The sequence below is a fragment of the Arthrobacter sp. TJ-170 genome (assembly GCF_058269305.1).
In genome coordinates, this window is record NZ_JBZCNL010000016.1 from 1 (window position 1) to 15,445 (window position 15,445).

Annotated in this window: 15 protein-coding genes and 3 pseudogenes; 10 read left to right on the forward strand and 8 right to left on the reverse strand. The window is 61.3% G+C overall.

From position 1 onward, the window contains the following. A pseudogene (locus AC4D1W_RS16855) lies at positions 1-229 on the reverse strand (hypothetical protein); the annotation flags it as partial. Positions 230-818: 589 nt separating this feature from the next. On the opposite strand from AC4D1W_RS16855, the pseudogene AC4D1W_RS16860 reads away from it, so the two are divergent. Both AC4D1W_RS16860 and AC4D1W_RS16865 read left to right on the forward strand, forming a co-directional pair. Beyond that, positions 819-1,274: pseudogene (locus AC4D1W_RS16860) on the forward strand (DDE-type integrase/transposase/recombinase); the annotation flags it as partial. 192 nt (positions 1,275-1,466) lie between these two features. Then, positions 1,467-2,477, forward strand: coding sequence for a nitrilase-related carbon-nitrogen hydrolase (locus tag AC4D1W_RS16865; protein ID WP_490899491.1), 1,011 nt, complete (start codon positions 1,467-1,469; stop codon positions 2,475-2,477). 107 nt (positions 2,478-2,584) lie between these two features. Here the strand turns inward: AC4D1W_RS16865 and nagA are convergent, their stop codons facing one another. The 7 genes from nagA to AC4D1W_RS16900 are packed head-to-tail and all read right to left on the reverse strand — an operon-like array spanning position 2,585 to position 9,043. Further along, a complete protein-coding gene (gene nagA, locus AC4D1W_RS16870; protein ID WP_490899492.1) occupies positions 2,585-3,730 on the reverse strand; it encodes an N-acetylglucosamine-6-phosphate deacetylase in 1,146 nt (381 codons plus the stop codon). Further along, on the reverse strand, positions 3,687-4,499 hold the full coding sequence (gene nagB / locus AC4D1W_RS16875) for a glucosamine-6-phosphate deaminase (RefSeq protein ID WP_490899493.1): 813 nt from the start codon (positions 4,497-4,499) through the stop codon (positions 3,687-3,689). The genes nagA and nagB overlap by 44 nt, the downstream gene beginning before the upstream one ends. A 36-nt stretch (positions 4,500-4,535) precedes the next feature. Beyond that, positions 4,536-5,330: a DeoR/GlpR family DNA-binding transcription regulator gene (locus AC4D1W_RS16880; RefSeq protein ID WP_490899494.1), complete on the reverse strand. Its 795-nt coding sequence runs from the start codon at positions 5,328-5,330 to the stop codon at positions 4,536-4,538. Positions 5,331-5,334: 4 nt separating this feature from the next. Beyond that, the gene (locus AC4D1W_RS16885; RefSeq protein WP_490899495.1) at positions 5,335-6,195 is read right to left on the reverse strand and encodes a class II fructose-bisphosphate aldolase; all 861 of its coding nucleotides are present in this window, start codon (positions 6,193-6,195) and stop codon (positions 5,335-5,337) included. Beyond that, on the reverse strand, positions 6,195-7,202 hold the full coding sequence (locus AC4D1W_RS16890; protein WP_490899496.1) for a 1-phosphofructokinase family hexose kinase: 1,008 nt from the start codon (positions 7,200-7,202) through the stop codon (positions 6,195-6,197). Before AC4D1W_RS16890 ends, AC4D1W_RS16885 begins: the two co-directional genes overlap by 1 nt. Continuing rightward, positions 7,199-8,164, reverse strand: a complete 966-nt coding sequence (locus AC4D1W_RS16895) for an ROK family protein (protein ID WP_490899497.1) — start codon at positions 8,162-8,164, stop codon at positions 7,199-7,201. The genes AC4D1W_RS16890 and AC4D1W_RS16895 overlap by 4 nt, the downstream gene beginning before the upstream one ends. 3 nt (positions 8,165-8,167) lie before the next feature. Continuing rightward, entirely contained in the window at positions 8,168-9,043 is an 876-nt protein-coding gene (locus AC4D1W_RS16900; RefSeq protein ID WP_490899498.1) for an SIS domain-containing protein, read from the reverse strand. A 360-nt stretch (positions 9,044-9,403) separates the two neighbouring features. Between AC4D1W_RS16900 and AC4D1W_RS16905 the strand changes: the two genes are divergently transcribed. The 8 genes and pseudogenes from AC4D1W_RS16905 to AC4D1W_RS16940 all read left to right on the forward strand — a co-directional run. Beyond that, positions 9,404-10,642: an ABC transporter substrate-binding protein gene (locus AC4D1W_RS16905; protein ID WP_490892317.1), complete on the forward strand. Its 1,239-nt coding sequence runs from the start codon at positions 9,404-9,406 to the stop codon at positions 10,640-10,642. Between the two features lie 71 nt (positions 10,643-10,713). Continuing rightward, positions 10,714-11,640, forward strand: coding sequence for a carbohydrate ABC transporter permease (locus tag AC4D1W_RS16910; protein WP_490892316.1), 927 nt, complete (start codon positions 10,714-10,716; stop codon positions 11,638-11,640). Between the two features lies 1 nt (position 11,641). Beyond that, positions 11,642-12,550 (forward strand): carbohydrate ABC transporter permease, encoded by a 909-nt coding sequence (locus AC4D1W_RS16915; protein WP_490892315.1) that lies wholly within the window; start codon positions 11,642-11,644, stop codon positions 12,548-12,550. Next, positions 12,547-13,074 (forward strand): copper homeostasis protein CutC, encoded by a 528-nt coding sequence (locus AC4D1W_RS16920; protein ID WP_490899499.1) that lies wholly within the window; start codon positions 12,547-12,549, stop codon positions 13,072-13,074. Before AC4D1W_RS16915 ends, AC4D1W_RS16920 begins: the two co-directional genes overlap by 4 nt. A gap of 838 nt (positions 13,075-13,912) precedes the next feature. Further along, complete coding sequence (locus AC4D1W_RS16925) at positions 13,913-14,431, forward strand: hypothetical protein (protein ID WP_490892312.1); 519 nt, start codon at positions 13,913-13,915, stop codon at positions 14,429-14,431. A gap of 58 nt (positions 14,432-14,489) precedes the next feature. Further along, the gene (locus AC4D1W_RS16930; protein WP_490899500.1) at positions 14,490-14,993 is read left to right on the forward strand and encodes a hypothetical protein; all 504 of its coding nucleotides are present in this window, start codon (positions 14,490-14,492) and stop codon (positions 14,991-14,993) included. 41 nt (positions 14,994-15,034) lie between these two features. Then, complete coding sequence (locus tag AC4D1W_RS16935) at positions 15,035-15,250, forward strand: heavy-metal-associated domain-containing protein (RefSeq protein ID WP_490899501.1); 216 nt, start codon at positions 15,035-15,037, stop codon at positions 15,248-15,250. A 101-nt stretch (positions 15,251-15,351) separates the two neighbouring features. After that, positions 15,352-15,445, forward strand: a pseudogene (locus AC4D1W_RS16940) (VOC family protein); the annotation flags it as partial.

Here is a 15,445-nt window from a genome sequence, read left to right on the forward strand (position 1 = left end):
GAATTTCACCGGCAAAGCCGGTTCCCAGGACCGGAAAGCGCGGCCGTACCAAACCGAAGTAGAGCCGAGCAAAGGGGTCCTTGCCGTTGCGTGCGGTACATTCCGCCTGGGAGACGACGGTTGCGTAGTTGCGGATCAATACCTCCCCGTTCCTGGGAGCCGGTGTATCGATCTCTTCAACGTGGACGACTTCCGGCGTGCCGTAGGTGCGGCTGGTGATTGCCTGCATGCTGTTCTCCAAGGTTTGGGGAGGTCTAGGACCCGGGGAGGGTTTCCGGTGATCAGTACGGGGGCTCCGCCGTAGCGGCGGGACACCAGCATGAGGATCGCTCGTCATGGGTTCCATCGAATCACACCAGCGCACCCTCCCAACGGTGCCAGCCGGAGCGGGGTGCGGGTGGGGTGCTCTACAAGCTCGTGCCTGTTGGTGGGTCGATATGGTCGAAGGTTGCCGAGAGTCCCTCGGCCGGGCAATGGGGGACGCTGAGTGGTTCTGGTTTGTTGCCACGGTCCCTCTAGTAGCAGCGGTCTCTTCCGGGTTGCTCGCCTTGGCGACCTACAGGGCCTCCTTGCGTGTGCGCGACAAGGAAGACAGAGACTAGGGCTTGCCGGCCGCCAGAAATTCGAGGATGTTCAGGGGATTGAGTGCCGCTGAGCAGCAACTTGATGGGCTGCAATCCAGATTCTCTGCGATCGATTGTTCGAGCTGCTGTCACCTGAGAGCAGGCACACGATGACGGCTGCATTAGAGCTCACCTCCAACTGTCCTCGACAAATTGCTGAACCGGACGTACTGACCAACCTCGTTTCTGACGCCGTGCATACAGAAAGACGTGTACCCCGGCGGCATGCGCGATCACGTTGGACTTTGGCGAATTGGTGGCTATCCCATGGATGCGCCGATGAAGTCCTCACTGGTGGTGGCTGTTTTGGAGAACGCTGTGCGCTCACGCCGGCCGGCTGGGCCAGTGATGCACTCGGACCGCGGATCCCGAATTCGGACTCGTCGTTTCGTCGAATCACTTCGACAGCACGGGATCACAGGTTCAATGGGCAGGGTCGGCGCTTGAGCGGACAACGCCGCGACGAAATCGTTCTTCTCGCTTTACAGAAGAACGTCCTAAGCCTTCAGCGACGCCACCAGACAGGGGCTCCGGCTGGCCACCACGACCTGGATCGAGCGGTCCTACCAGCGCTGGCGTCGGCAACCGCGGGGAAAACTTGCACCCATCGGATATGAAAGAATCAACCGGACCGCGCTCACAGCGGCCTAAGACTCCCGAGTCGACAAAAGTCCTGGCAGTCCTTGTACTGTTTCCCTCATCGGGGTTATTCCTGGCGTAAGCAATTCCGGGTGACCGAGCGGAAGCTTCCATGCCGCCACGGAGTTGGTGGATTCAATGCCTCGCCGCCTTGGCGTCGCAACATGGGAATGATCGAATTGACGGTTATCAGGGAGAGCACCTATGGATGATGCACGTTTAGCAAATACGCTACGAGTAGCAGTAGTCCAGTTCGAAGCTGTCCCTGATGATGTGGCAGCGAACTTGGATACAGTCCATAGCTTGTCGGCGAGAGCGGCTTCGGACGGCGCGCAGATGGTCGCATTCCCGGAGCTTTGCCTGCTGGGCTATTGGCACCTTACTCGCCAGCCCACGAATCGTCTGCGGGAACTGGCGCAGGGCCGGGATGGGATCGCCGTTACACAGGTGCAGCGGATGGCTGCCGAGTTGGACATGGGTATTGGCGTGGGGTTCCTCGAGGCGGAGGGGGATAGCCTTTTCAATTCCTACGCTGTGTGTATGCCCGATGGTACTTTGCATATACACCGTAAGCTCCATGCTTTTGAACATGAAGCAATATCGAGCGGAGACTCGTACACGGTCTTCGACACCCCTTGGGGGATCAGGATGGGGATTCTGATCTGTTGGGATAACAACCTCGTCGAGAATGTACGAGCCACCGCCCTGCTGGGGGCTACTGTTCTAGTCGCGCCTCATCAGACCGGCGGTACGAAATCCAGGAGTCCCCATGGGATGCGCCCGCTTCCCCGCTCTCTGTGGGATAACCGCCGTGAAGACCCGGACGCGCTCGAGGCTGCGGTCAATGGGCCCTCCGGACGTGAATGGCTAATGCGCTGGCTACCGTCCCGCGCCCATGACAATGGCATTTTCGTACTCTTCAGCAACGGTATCGGAATCGATGACGATGAAATACGTACCGGTAACGCGATGATTATTGACCCCTACGGTCGTGTCGTCGCTGAGACCCCCGTAGCGGACACTGCCGTCGTCGTGGCCGACCTTGACTTGGACTTGCTGCCTCTGGCAACCGGCCGAAGGTGGCTTCTTGGGCGGCGCCCGGAGTTGTACTCGGTCCTTACACAGCCCTCAGGTGTGGAAAGGGATGCCCGTACGGCTCGTCACTCCGCGTCTCCCGTGCCGATGTCCTTTCGTGTGAAGAACCCGCGAGAATAACTGATCCATGGCGCGTGTTGACGCCGACTTCACCGCCCGACAGAGACTGCATGCCTGAATCCTCGGGCGCCACTGGGGTCGTGGGGTCGAAGAACGCGATCCGTAGGTTACTTCTGGTAGAGCCGAGTGCCTTCCGCGAACACTGAAGCGACATTCCAAGCGTGGTCGAAGAGCACCAAGTCGGCGGTGAATCCGGCGCGGAGTAGTCCGAATGTCTCAGAAAGCCCCAGAACGCGCGCCGGGGAGAGGGTGAGGGCTTGGATGGCTGGTACAGCTGGGATTCCGGCATCAAGGGCGTGCCTTAGCGCCACGTCGAGCGTCAGCGTTGATCCGGCGAGTGAGCCGTTACCCTGAAGCCGGGCAACACGGTTGTGCACGTCGACGGTCAGTCCTCCCAGCTGATATTGCCCGTCGGGCGCGCCGGCGGCGGCCATGGCGTCGGAAACCAGGACGACGCGGTGTGGAGCGAGAGTGAAGAGCATTGCTGCGATGGTTGGGTGGACGTGGTGTCCGTCGAGAATCACCTCGAGGTAGGCTCCGCCTGTTAATGCGGCGCCTACCGGGCCGGGGTCGCGGTGGTGCAGGCCTGGCATGCCGTTGAATGCGTGGGTCAGGAGCGTCGCGCCAGCGTGGATCGCGGAGCGGGACTGCTCGTATCCCGCCTCGGTGTGGCCAATCGCAACCGTGACGCCTGCGGTCGCGAAGCGGCTGATTGCCTGCAGGCCGCCGGCGCGCTCAGGGGCGAGGGTGATCTGCCGGAGAGTGCCGCGGGCGGCGTCGATCAGGCGGTCGACGCGGTAGGGGGAAGGATCGGTGAGGTGGTCCGCATTGTGTGCGCCGCGCTTGCCGAGTGACAGGAAGGGCCCCTCGAGGTGGCTACCGAGCAGGAGGGGATTGGTCTCGGTGAGGTCGGCGATGCTGGATAGCGAGCGGGTCAGTTCTTCGAGGGGGTTGGACACGAGGCTCACCACAGCGCGGGTGGTTCCGTGAGGGTGGTGGGCTGCCAGCGAATGTGTGATGGCACCGGCTCCGTCCTCGTGACTGTATCCGCCGCCTCCGTGCATATGGAGGTCGATGAAGCCGGGGGTGAGGTAGTTCCCGGCGCCGTTGATTATGGTGCCTGCCCGGTGTTCCCGCCAGCTCGTTCCCGTGCCTGTGGCGGTGATGGTACTGCCGCTGGTCACTAGCCAGAAGTCGGGCGTTTCGCCATCAGCGTCGATCTTCGTGGTGCTGTGAATGGCGACAGTACTCATTTTCGCTTCCCTCTATTCTGTTCCTCTCGGTATCCAGATAATATTCGCGCAGTGCTAGATGCTGGGCTGCACCCTCATCCAGCACGACGGTCGCCCGTCGGTGCATCTGAAGCACCGACGCTGGACACATGCTGGAAACGGGTCCCTCGAGGGCTGCACGTACCGCCTCGGCCTTGGCTGGTCCTTGAGCGACGAGCAACACCTCGGCGGCGTCAAGGATCGTGCCGAGCCCTTGGGTGAGACATTGGCGGGGGACCTCGTCGGGAGTGGCGAAGAAGCGTGCATTGTCCCTGCGGGTGTCGGCGGTCAGTGTTTTCGGCCGCGTGCGGGAGGACAGGGAGGAGCTTGGCTCGTTGAAGCCGATGTGCCCATTTCGCCCAATTCCCAGCAGTTGCAGGTCAACGCCGCCAACAGCGGCCATAGCTGCCTCATAACGCTCACATTCAGAGTCAAGGTCGCCAGCACATCCGTCAGGAACATGGACATTGTCCGGGTCGAGGCGGAGTCTGTTGGTTACCTCCTGGTGGATCACCGAACGGTAGCTTTGCGGGCTCTCCGCTGGCAGGCCTACGTACTCGTCGAGCGCGAACGCGTTGAGTTGCGCGATGGCAGGAGTCCACTGCTCCGCCAGTGCGCGGTAGATAACCAGGGGAGAAGACCCTGTTGCGACGCCGAGGGTGTGGATCTTACCTTTGTGCACACCATCGAGGATGATTCCGGCGCCGTAGGCGCCGATCTCCTTGGCACTGTCGAGGATGACTACACGCATGGCGAAATCCAATCTAAGTGAGGGGCACTGAGAGCATTAGGAGTGTTCGGGTGCCACGATAACCTTCGTCCCGCGGGATTCGAACGCGGATTTCTGTTCGCTGGTGATACCGCTGTCAGTGATCAGGTTGCTGAAAACGTAGCCGGTCATCGTGGCGAAATTCCGTGTGCCGATTTTGGAGGAGTCAGCGACGATGAACGTCTCGGAAGCCCGTCGTGCCATCAGTGCGTTGACCTCCGCTTCCCCCTCATCGCTGACTGTCGGCCCGATGGTCGGGTCCAGTCCGTTGACTCCGATGAAAGCGATGTCGAGGGCGACGCGTTGAAGTATCACGTCCGTGTACGGTCCGACCAGTTCATAGGATCGCGGGTTGACTACGCCACCTGTAACCATGATGCGGATGTTTGGCCGCACTACGAGTTGAGCTGCGATGTTGATGGCGTTAGTGACGACTGTGAGGGCCGGTTTGTTGGACGGTTCCATCAAATCTGGTCGCATTCCGAGAACCTGAGCAATGGCTGTACTGGTGGTTCCGCCGCACAGCCCGATTACGGAGCCTTTCGGGACGAGGGCGCTGGCCGCTTGGGCGATCGCCTGCTTCTCGCGGGTGTGATCGTCCCGGCTGTATCGGGCGGGCAGGTCGTAGGCGACAGCCTCCATGGTGGCGCCGCCACGCGTCCTGGTCAGTAGGCGTTGCGCGGCGAGTGTGTCGAGGTCTCGTCGGGCTGTAGCGGGGGAGACACCGAGACGGGTGACGATGTCTTCAACGAGAACGCTCCCGTCAGCCGCAAGGAGGTCGAGGATGGCGTTGAGTCTCTCGGTTTTTTTCACTTGTTCAACCTACGCGATCGGCTGTTGTGGGCTGCAGGGCCAGAAGGGTGAGCATCCTGGCGGCTTCCGCTGCAAGGGCGTCGCGGCCCGCGGCTACATACTTACGGGAGTCAACGAGGTCCGGCCGGGCTGCGAGGACTTCGCGTACGGCTCGCGTGAAGAAGCCGTTCAAGTGGGTGGAGACGTTGATTTTGGTCATCCCTGCGCGGACAGCTTGAAAGAGGACATCGTCGGGTACACCGGAGGATCCATGGAGTACTAGCGGCACGTGGACCGAGCGCTTCAACCGCGCGATCAGCTCAAGATCCAGAGCGGCGCCGCGCTCGGTCATCGCGTGGGAGGAACCAACAGCGACAGCCAAGGCGTCGACGCCGGTAGCTTCTGTGAAGGCTGCCGCTTCGTCGGGGTCGGTCCTTACACCGGGAGCGTGGGCTCCGTCCTTGCCGCCGACCTTCCCGAGCTCGGCTTCTACAAAGATGTCCAAGGCATGGGCACGCTCAACAACGCGCGCGGTGGTGGCGACGTTTTCCTCGAAGGGGAGGTGAGCGCCGTCGTACATGACTGAACCGAATCCAAGGTCGAAGGCTTGATACACGAGCCTTTCATCCTCTGCGTGGTCCAGGTGTAGGGCCACGGGCACTTTCGCAGCACGGGCAACCGCAGCCGCACCTACGGTTATCGGTTCCAAAGCGCCATGGTAGGCAGCACAGTTTTGCGAGATCTGCAGGATGACAGGGAGGCCTGCGAGTTCCGCTCCACTAACGATGGCCTCGGCCGTCTCGAGGTGGAGCACGTTGAAACTGCCGATTCCGCCGCCAGCTGCGACTGCAGAATCGACCAGCATACGAGTGGAGACCAATGCCATTAGGAATCCTTCGCTGAAGTTGGACGTGCTGCCGAAGAAGATGCGGCTGGTGACTGGCCTGGCACGGTACCGCGACGGCGGACAAACACGGCGTCGGACATGACGCGAAAGTCCTCGTGAAGCGCTCCGGCTGTCGGCATCAGAACCGCAGAGGCCGACCAACCAGTAGCGGCGCGCAGCAAATCCGGCACGTTCCTGGAACCCTGCGCGAGCAGGACCGCAACGGCGGCCACAGCAGCGTCACCGGCGCCCGTCGGGTTGCCGGCGAGCACTGCGGGAAAGCGGGCGTGCCAGAACGTAGCCGGATCGCGGTTGTCGAAGGCCAACATGCCCTCCTCGCCTTGGCTTACAAGGACAAGACCGGCCCCGAGAGCCAGGAGCTTCCTGGCCCCCTTTTCGAGACTGGTCTCATCCGTGGACTCGAGCAGCTCATGATGATTCGGCTTCAGCACAGTGGCCCCGGCACGGGCGGCGGCTAGCAGGGCTGCGCCCGACGTGTCGATGATCGTGGGCACGCGGAGGGCCTTGGCCGCTTCGACCAGGTCTGGGTAAAAGTCCTCCGGCGCGTTCAGCGGGAGGCTGCCCGAGCCGACGAGACACCCGGATTGCGGCAAACGCTGTAGAACGATTTGCGAAATGCGGCCCCATTCTTCGTCACTAAGTTCGCAGCCCTCCTCATTCAGGAGGGTAGCTTGTCCGGCGGCATGATCGTAGATGGCGATGCTTCGCCGGGTAGGACGCGAGACGTGCACCAGCGAATGCGGAATGCCTGCCGCCGCGAGGTCGGTCTTGACCAGGACGCCGGAGTCGCCCCCTACGGGAAGGATCGCGTGGACCTGAGAGCCGCTTTGGTGGATCACCCGCGCGACATTCAGCCCCTTGCCCCCAGCGTTCACCACCGGCGCCGAAACCCGGTGGGAATGGCCGAGCGTGAGGGTGGGCACGCTGTAGGTGGTATCCAATGCCGGATTCGGAGTGATTGTCAGAACCTGCGCGGACGGCGTCATCTGCTGGCCCTCGCAAGGTCTCGGGCACGCATAGCGGCCCCGATTAATCCCGCATCCTGCCCGAGGAGGGAGGTCTTCAGCCGCGGGACCCGCAGAAAGGAGAGTTGTTCCTCGACCCGTCTGGCGAGCGGGTCCATGAGGGCGGGTCCCGCCTGCGCTAATCCGCCGCCCATGACTACGGTCTCAGTGCCGATCATTGCGACGAGCTGACAAATGCTGAAGGCAAGCGCATTCACGGCGTCGGTCCAGATCTCGCGAGCGTCGTGGTCACCAGCCTGAGCGGCCGCCAGTACTTCGCGGGCTCCAGAGACCGTACGCCCTGTACGCGAGTTGTACCGGCGAGTAATGGCACCTGCTGATCCGATCGTTTCCAGGCAACCGGAAGCGCCGCATCGGCACGGCAAACCGCCAGGGACTTGGGCATGACCGAGTTCACCAGCGTAGCCGCTGGCTCGCACCGGGCGTCCCTCACAAAAGACTGCCCCGGCGATTCCTGTCCCCACAATGAGAACGACTGCGTCATCGGATCCAAGCCCCGCGCCTGCGCGCATTTCTGCGTCGCCAGCTGCACTCACATCATGACCGAAGGCAACCGGGAGCCCGGTCGCCTTGGCGACACGCTCTCTGAACGGGTAGTGGTCCCACCCGAAGTTGCTGGCGAAAAGTCCGATGCCTGCGGCATCGTCGACGAGTCCAGGTACCACTAGTCCTAAGGCGCTTATCTCAACGTCCGGATGACCAGCGGTATAGGTGGCGGCGAGCTCGACGACCTGTTCTACCACCAGATCACCGGCGCGGCGGTCGTCGTGGGGAGAGGGAATCCGCATAATTCCGCGGAAGTTGCCGTCCCCGTCGATTACCGCCGATTTCGTATCCGTGCCGCCAACATCGATTGCCAGGACTCCGTGGCCGGGGCCTACCGGACCCAAGAAAGAGCGGGGGTCTGGTGTGTTCGAGGGCACGAGTCAGCCTTCGAGGACGACTGACCGGGAAAGGTTACGGGGGGTGTCAGGGTCCAAATCGCGTGCACGTGCGCGATCCAAGGTGATTTTGTGGATGCGGACGAGATCGGCCAGCGGATGAGCGCCAGTGCTGACATGCAGGGCGCCGGTGGCCTCGACCTCATCACGCAGTCCGGTGGGCTCTTGCCCGAAAACCCAGGTAACCCTTCCAGGCTGGGCGATAGCGATCGGGCCGTGCCGATATTCCATTGCAGGATACGATTCCGTCCAGCCCTGAACCCCCTCGCGCATCTTCAGGGCGCCCTCATGCGCAAGCCCGATGGTCCAGCCAGTACCCAGGAAACTGAACTGATCGGCCGTCAATAGTTCCGGAGGAGTTGTAGCTGCGACAGCGTCCCGTGCGTCGTCTACGGCGGAACTGAGATCGACCCCCACAGAGGTCAAAAGGTACACCAGAGCGGAGGTTGCGAAGCGGGTCTGGACCACGGAGGACTCGTCCGCATACGGCAGCCCTGCGACGGAATCGGCGAGAGCGGCGGCAGGGGAGTCGACATCTCCCACGATCACGACCGTGGGGACCTTTCCCTTCAATTCTTCCAGCAGGGAGAGGATCTCACTGGTGGTGCCCGAGCGGGTGATAGCAACTACGGAATCATAGCGGCGCGTATATACAGCGGAAGCCTCCGACGCCGGGTAGGCGTCGGTCTCTCCGTTTCCCGAACTCTCCCGGGCCGCAGCGTATGACTGCGCCATGAACCAGGAGGTTCCGCAGCCCACGACCGCGACCCTCTGGCCATGTTCAGGCAAGTACTGCTCAGTGGCTGATTGGGCGATTGCGCGTTCCCAGCAATCCGGCTGCGATGACAATTCGCTCTCCATGTGCCGACCAGCATGGTGGGCTGTGGTTCGTTGTTCGGGAAGCTGGGACACAATTCTCCTCGGAGACGCTGAGCGGTATCGATCAATGATTACCCCTGATCGTACCGGAGGATTTTCAATCATGTAAGAGCATTAGCTGTTGCGCCCAATCATGAGTGTGAAAGCCGACCCGCCACTCGTTGCTTGGACTGAAAAGCTTGACCTGAGGTCTAGGTCACGTCATGCTATGGAAGATGAACTGCTCAAGTATGACCGTTCGCTCGTCTTGCAGATCAATTTGAATCACTATCAGCCAGAGCCCCCTTACCAAATCCACAGAACATGGACGTCCTGGGACCATCTCCGAAAAGGAATCAAGCAATGAAGAACAGATTGAGGATGAGTATGGTGGCGATGGCCGCCGTTGGGACACTCGCTGTGTCCTCCTGCGGGTTTGGCGGCGGCGGAACGCCCGACGCCGAGGGTGAGACAACCCTGAACATGCTGGTTCCCAGCTACTCGGACGGCACCAAAGCCCTTTGGGAAGGCGTAATCGAGGACTTCGAGGCAGCCAACGAGGGAATCACGGTCAACCTGCAGATTGAATCGTGGGAGAACCTCGAGCAGGTTCTGCAGACCAAGATTCAGGCAGGTGAGGCTCCCGACATCTACAATGGCGGAGCATTCTCCGCCTTCGCCGCCGAGGGCCTGCTCTATCCCGCAGAGGAAATCGCATCGGAGGAGACGCTGAATGATTTCCAGGAATCGTTCGCGGAAAACGAGACCTTCGAAGGAACCCAGTACGCACTGCCGCTTCTCGCATCCGCCCGCGCTCTGTTCTACAACCAGGACCTGTTTGACGAAGCGGGCGTCGAGGCGCCACCGACCAACTGGGACGAACTGTACGACGCTGCCGCGAAAATCACAGAGACGGGCACCCCTGGCTACGGCATGCCGCTCGGCTCCGAAGAAGCCCAGGGCGAAGCAATGATCTGGTTCGCAGGCAACGGTGGCGGATTCGGCGACGAGGAAGAAATCCGGATAAACACCCCCGAAAACCTTGAAGCAGCGCAGTTCATGAAAAAGATGATTGAGGATGGAGTCACGCAACCGGACCCGGGCGCAACGCAGCGCACCCCCATGATCAACGTCTTCGTTCAGGGAGAAATCGGCATGGTCTACGGCCTTCCGCAGACCGTCGGGCAGATTGAGGAATCCAACCCCGACCTGAACTACGGGGTGACAAATGTGCCCACCAACACCGGGGAACCTGCCACCCTCGGAGTCGCTGACCGTCTGATGGCCTTCAAGAACGACGGTGAAAAGCAGGAAGCAATCACTGCCTTCATGGACTTCTTCTTCGCTGAGGACCAGTACGTGCCGTGGGTGGAGACCGAGGGCTTCCTCCCGACGACTAAGTCAGGCTCTGAGGCGATGGCCTCAAACGAGACGTTGAAGCCATTCCTTGAGATGCTGCCCAACGCGAAGTTCTACCCGACCTCCAACCCGGCCTGGAACGCCACCGATGGTGCGTTCAAGTCACTCATGGGTCTGTTGGAGACACAGGAACCCGAATCCGTGCTTGAGCAGATCCAGGCAAAGGCCGACGCCGCGGGCTAAGGCACCAGAGTGAGGGGAGCCGGCGTGTCCTCGTCGGCTCCCCTCCTGTCCCAGCAGATCGGGTAGCACCCATGAGTACCTTCCAGCAGCCCCCTATCACCCACGTCCGGACGACACGCGGCCGTCATTGGGCAAGCCTCGTTGCAGCGCTTCCGTGGATCGGCCCGGTTCTGATCCTGATTTTCGGCGTCGTGCTGTTCCCCGCCGCCTACATGATCTACAACTCCACCCGACGCATCAGCCAGGCCGGAACCAACATCGAGGGTGTCGGATTCGCCAATTTCAGCACGGTGCTGGATGACCCGAACCTGCCTCGAATCCTTCTCAACACCCTGGTGTGGGTTGTGGTGGTCGTGACGGTTACTGTGATCCTCTCTCTCGCACTCGCGAACTTCCTCAATAAACCCTTCCCGGGCCGAACCCTGGTCCGCATGACCGTGGTTGTTCCCTGGGCCGCGAGCGTAGTCATGACGACCACAGTTTTCTACTACGGCCTGGACCGCAACTACGGCATCATGAATGCGTTCTTAGTTGACGTTGGGATACTCGATAGTCCCTACGGCTTCACAAAGAACGTCACAACTGCTCTTGCCGTGGCGATCGTCGTCGGCATCTTCGTTTCGATTCCGTTCACCACGTACACCCTCTTGGCCGGGCTGCAGGCGGTTTCCGGGGACATGCTCGAAGCCGCCAAAATGGATGGTGCAGACAGGTTCCGTACGTACTTCTCGGTGGTCCTGCCTCAGCTGCGCGGCGCACTGGCAGTCGCAGTGCTCATCAACGTGATCAACGTCTTCAATAACCTGCCCATTCTGCGCATCATGACCGGCTCGATTCCCGGCTACAGCGCCGACACCCTCATGACGTACATCTTCAAGGTGCTTCAGTTCGACCGGCGCCTGGACCTCGCAAGCGCACTGAGCGTGATCAACTTCGCCATTGTGATCGTGATCGTTGCCGCCTACGTGAAGATCGTCAAGCCGATGAAAGAGGATTGACATGGCAGTTGCAGCACCGCAGAGAACCTCCTCCCAACCTCCTGTCGAGCCCCGTGCCAAGAAGTACGGAGCCGACGGCGTCAGCGGGCGCAGGATGGCAGGAAGAGTTGTGGTTGGGATACTGATAGCTCTCCTCTTCCTGATTCCGTATCTCATCATGATTGTTGGGTCCCTCAAGACGAGGTCGGAGATTCTCGGAGTTCCGCCGCGTTATCTCCCGCAGGATGGTCTGCAGTTCAGCAATTACCTGACCATGTGGTCCACTCCTGAGACTCCCCTGCCGTATAACCTCATTTCGACCGTGATCATCGCGGTATTCGCCACCTTGCTGGTCCTGCTTGTTGCCACGCCTGCGGCCTATTACACGGCTCGTTACAACTTCCCCGGCAAGCTGGCCTTCCTCTTCCTTGTCATCGTGACCCAGATGCTGCAGCCAGCCGTGCTGACGGCCGGTCTCTTCAGGCAGATGCTCGTGCTCGACATCAACGACACCTGGCTGGCCATGATCCTGATCAACGCGGCATTCAATCTGTCCTTTGCACTGTGGATCATGCACAGCTTCTTCGCCGGTATTCCGAAGGAAGTCGACGAGGCGGCGCAACTGGACGGCGCGGGCCGTCTGGCCGTGCTCTTTCGGATCAACCTCCCGCTTGTCTGGCCGGGGATCGTCACTGCCATCATCTTCACGTTTGTTGCTTCGTGGAACGAGTTCGCGGCCAGCCTGGTCATCATGTCGACAGCGGAGAACCAGCCGTTGTCGGTTGCACTCACGAAGTTCATCGGGCAGTACGCAACAAGCTGGCAGTACGTCTTCGGTGTCTCGATCGTCGCAATCGTTCCGGTGATCATCCTTTTCGCCCTCATCGAGAAGAGGCTTATCGGAGGACTCACGGCAGGCGCCGTAAAGTGATCTCCGTAACGCGCCCGTCGCCACCTGCCGTCGAAATAGCGGTGACCTCACCGGCAGGGGCGCGTGCGGCGATCACGGGAGGAGCCGACAGGATCGAACTCTGTGCTGCCCTCGAGCTGGGAGGACTAACCCCAAGCCAGACGATGATTGAGCAGACCGTCGCAACAGGCATTCCGGTACACGTTTTGATTCGCTGCAGGCCCGGGGGCTTCGTCTACTCCCCAGAAGAGGTCGACTGGATGGCCGATGAGGCGCTCAAGGCCGTTGCCGCTGGTGCAGCGGGCATTGTGGCCGGCGCCCTCACCGCGGATGGGCGGATCGACAGTCGAGCAATGACACGAATCTCGGCGGCCGCACGTGATACTGCTGCTGGCGCACAGGTGACGTTTCACCGGGCTATAGACCAACTTCAGGAAGCCGCCGCGCACCTCGGCGATCTTGTTTCTATCGGCGTCGATCGTGTCCTTACCTCGGGAAGCGCCCCACCGCCGATCGGGGACTGGGGGCGATCGACGCGATGTTGAACTGTGGGACGGGCATCGAGATCATGGCCGGTGGCGGCGTGTCCACTGAACATCTCCGCCGGATTATTGCGGTCCGTGTGCACGCAGTGCATCTGTCAGCGAAGAAACCCGTACGAGAAGTGTCCGGGAACCAAATCCTCCTCGGCGAGGCTGTCCCGACCGAGACAGCCTCGCACTACGAGACAGACGAGTCTCTCGTCCGTGAAGCAGTTCAGATAGCGCGGGAATAATATTCCCGAGGACGCATTGGCGGTGCGCGGTTCACATGTGGCGGATGTCCTCGGCGGAAGGCCCTTCCTCCTCCGGAGAGCGGCGAGTGATCAACTCCTTGGCACGATGCCATGCTGAGGTCCGCAAGGGGGCGCTATCAACGAACTGATGAACTGGCAGGGATGGACGGGGATGCTCGACAGCGACCCCCCCAGCCGGTGCGGCGCTCGGAAACTTGATACAGCGTTTTTTGACGCTCGACGGCGTACGTCTCAAAAGACGTGTACCTTGGGCCCCCGTGTGAAGTGCCTTCCGTCCGCCTTGGGGTTGCCCCGCGGAGCAGCAAGCATCCGGGTTTGACTGAGCCTGCCGACGCCCATCGACGCCGATAGCCGAGACCTCTACGACGAGGTGGGTGCAGCTGACCGCGGGTGGCGGGACTAGGCCGGTACGATTCTCGCCATGAGCGCTAGGTCCAGAGGCGGTAGGTCGGGCGGATTTTGCGTGGCTAGGAGAAGCGGTTCGGACGGAGAAGCACCAGCTCTGGCGGCTGGTCGGGCATACGGATGGGGTCCGGACAGGGGGTGCAGGAATCCCTTCCCGCGCCGACGATGAGGTGGAGGACGTTATGAGCCCGTTAAACGCCGAGCCAGTAACCAGCAGCACCTCGATCCTCAAGACGCAGGAGGTTGATCTCTCCGCCATCGCGGAGAAGCCCGACGAGTATCTGCTGGACATCTTCGAGCACCCAGCTGAAGCGGCTGCTTTGTGGCACCAGCGCCGGCAACGTGAGAAGCAGTGGAACGAGGGTTTGGTTCAGCTTCGGTGCCAGGGCGTGGAGCTCATCGACGTCAGCATGGTCGACGACGTCGTCGCGCTCTGGTCGTACGTGCTCAACCTGGTCGAGGAGTTCCTGGAGAACGGCCGCGCCGAGGCTTCCTTCCCTGATCAGCCGATCCTGATCCTCCTGGCAACTGTCCGGGGGCGCACGTCCTTCAGCGTCGGGAACACCCGTGTCATGGTCGAGCCGGTCCCGTTCATGTTCAGCCTGGTGGATGAGGCAGAACGGTTCTTCCTCTGGCTGGAACAGAACTTGGGAGAAGCCGTCCCGTCGAATCAGATCACTGCGATACGCGAACGCTTGTGACGCCTGTGGGTCTCCGCGGCCGTCGGGCTGAGGAGCGTAGACTGAGAACTCTCAACCCATGAGTGAAGACGGGCCCGACATGGATGCTTCTGGTGACGGTGGTCGTCCGACTGGGAGGGAATCTCTCCGAGGTGTCGGATGGGTGGCCGCCGCGTCGGCAGCCGCGACAACGTTGGTGTTCATCCCGATACTTGTCCGCAGCCCCTCCACGACACAAGCAGTTCCGCCCGGCTGGCTCGTCGCCCTGATTCTGGTTGCACCCTTGTCCGCTTACCTGGTTAGCCGCCTCATAGGTATCGTCCTGAGTATCTCGTTGTCCCTGTTGGCGGGGTTACCCCAGGTGCCTCTGATGGTTCTGCTGTCGACGGCGGGAATCTGGCTTGACGTGCAGCGCGGCCACCTCATGCCCGGATCAGGCGAGGAAGCGATGTCCTACGGAATAGGGACAACCGTCGCATTCGCCGTTGGGATCCTCCTGCTGATCGCGGTGGCCGCCGGCACCAGATTGGGTGCTCGACCCCGAGGAACAAGGAAGAGGCTCCGCCATCCCATGGCTGGGTAGATATTTGATTGTGTGTTGCCTGCCCCGAGAAAGGATGCACCGTGAGAAGGCTCCAACTGGAAACGCGCCCGACCTGCGGATCCTGCGCGTCCCGGGTCACCTCAGCCGTGAGCGCCCTCGAGGACGTTACGGCTGTCCGGGTCGACCTCGTCTCGGGCGGGACCTCAACCGTCACTGTCCGCAGCAACCAGCCAGTGCCTCCCGCCGCAGTACGTTCAGCGGTCGAGCAGGCCGGCTATCGACTCACCAACGCCTGACCTTCCGGGTGGGTGTGGGCAGGAGGCCACTGACATGGCTGAGCCAGAGGGCAGTTCACGGCCACCAAGTGCTCACCGCGACTTGGTATAACGTGTGGCACATGCCCATCAAACTCGAGAACGTCGGCATCGCGGTCCGCGACCTCGACGCGACGATTGCTTTCTTTACCGACCTTGGGCTCACCGTCATTGGCC